The sequence below is a fragment of the Pseudoalteromonas sp. APAL1 genome (genome assembly GCF_021532475.1).
Classification (GTDB): domain Bacteria; phylum Pseudomonadota; class Gammaproteobacteria; order Enterobacterales; family Alteromonadaceae; genus Pseudoalteromonas; species Pseudoalteromonas lipolytica_C.
On the sequence record NZ_JAKGAW010000099.1, the window covers coordinates 1 to 1,712 of the forward strand.

The 1,712-nt window shown below is 39.1% G+C and carries 2 protein-coding genes; one reads left to right on the forward strand and one right to left on the reverse strand.

Annotated elements, in window-relative coordinates; all coding sequences use genetic code 11:
- The first annotated feature begins 212 nt into the window (after positions 1–212).
- Positions 213–1,526 carry a Na+/H+ antiporter NhaC family protein gene (locus L1264_RS21340; protein WP_199527692.1) on the forward strand — a complete coding sequence of 438 codons (1,314 nt, stop codon included), beginning with the start codon at positions 213–215 and terminating at the stop codon, positions 1,524–1,526.
- Here the strand turns inward: L1264_RS21340 and L1264_RS21345 are convergent.
- Positions 1,463–1,712 (reverse strand): hypothetical protein (locus tag L1264_RS21345; RefSeq protein WP_235404644.1); only part of this gene is annotated, 250 nt, incomplete at its 5' end. The genes L1264_RS21340 and L1264_RS21345 overlap by 64 nt on opposite strands.

The window sequence follows — 1,712 nt, forward strand, 5'->3', positions numbered from 1 at the left end:
ACACTGAGCTAATTTATGCTGAGTTTATGTTTTATAAAATAACAACAATAATAACAGATAGTCTTTGCATTTAGCCATCTATACATTTAAACTTCTTCCTTTGCGCCGATTTGGTCTTTGGCTTGCGGGCGCTGTTGATGTCTTTTAGACACAACTAAATACAGCTAAAAGAAGTCTTTGGCTGTGTTATTGGTTATCTAATGAGGAATATGATGCAGCCATCATTTAATAAAACAAAAGCAAAATTATCTTTGCTGCCGCTTTTGGTGTTTGTCGGCTTATTTTTAGGCGCTGGCTTATACTTACAATCTCAAGGTGTTGATTACGCTTTTTATCAATTACCTGCTCCAGTGGCAATTTTACCTGCCATCATGCTGGCGTTTATCTTAAATAAAAACACCATCAACCACAGTGTTGAAACCTTTATTAAAGGTGCTGGCCACAGCAATATCATCACGATGTGTTTGATATATCTTCTCGCTGGTGCGTTTTCTGCGGTTGCCGGTGCAACAGGTGGTGTTGATGCCGTTGTTAATGCAGGTTTATCACTTATTCCGCCAGCATTATTACTACCGGGATTATTTTTAATCGCCGCTGTTGTGTCGACTGCAATGGGTACTTCAATGGGTACTATTGGTGCTATTGGTCCGATTGCTTATGCCGTCGCCCAAAAAACAGGTATTGATCCATCACTGATGGCTGGCACGATTGTATCGGGTGCCATGTTTGGTGATAACTTATCAATCATCTCTGACACAACGATTGCTGCAACCCGCACGCAAGGCTGTGAAATGAAAGATAAATTCCGCGAAAATCTAAAAATTGCACTGCCTGCTGCAGCATTAACAATCGGTTTGTTATTTTTCTTAACACCTACTGCGGAAGCTGTAAAAACTCAAGACTTCGATATTTTATTAGTATTGCCTTATGCCTTTATCTTGGTACTCGCGGTAATGGGCTTTAACGTATTTGTGGTGCTATTTAGCGGTATTATCTTTGCTGCACTCATGGGCTTTACTGGCAGCTATGAAGGGGCGAGTTTTGTTAAAGATGTTTATAAAGGCTTTACCGATATGCAGGAAATTTTCTTGCTATCGATGTTTATTGGCGGCCTTTCAGAATTTATCCGTATTAATGGTGGTCTTGATTATATTGCTAATAAAATTCAAGCAATTACTAAAGTTATCGCTAAATGGCACCGTAAAGTTGCGGATCAATTAGGGATTGCAGCCCTCGTTATGACCAGCAACCTATGTATTGCTAATAATACGGTATCAATTATTGTTGCAGGCCCAATTGCTAAAAAATTAGCGGATGATGGCGAAATTACAGGTAAGCGTTCAGCAAGCTTGCTTGATATTTTTGCTTGTGTAACACAAGGCTCACTGCCTTATGGCGCACAAGCGCTATTGTTGGGTGCTACTTTTAAAATTAGCCCATGGGAAGTATCAACATCATCTTATTATTGTTTTATTCTTGCTTTTACTGCAGTAGCGGTAATTTGCTTACGTCGGAATAAAGCATAAGTTAAATAATTTTTGCCAAGATACGCCCAAATATGGGCGTATCTGCTATAATCCTCCTGTATATACCCAAACCACCTCAAGATGCGAGTTTCAGTTGGAATTAAAAGCGATTTAGGCAAGGCATTGATTGCAAGTAATAGTGGTTCTATTGTTAAAATCAATAACGCAGTATAAATCGCTTTTAAA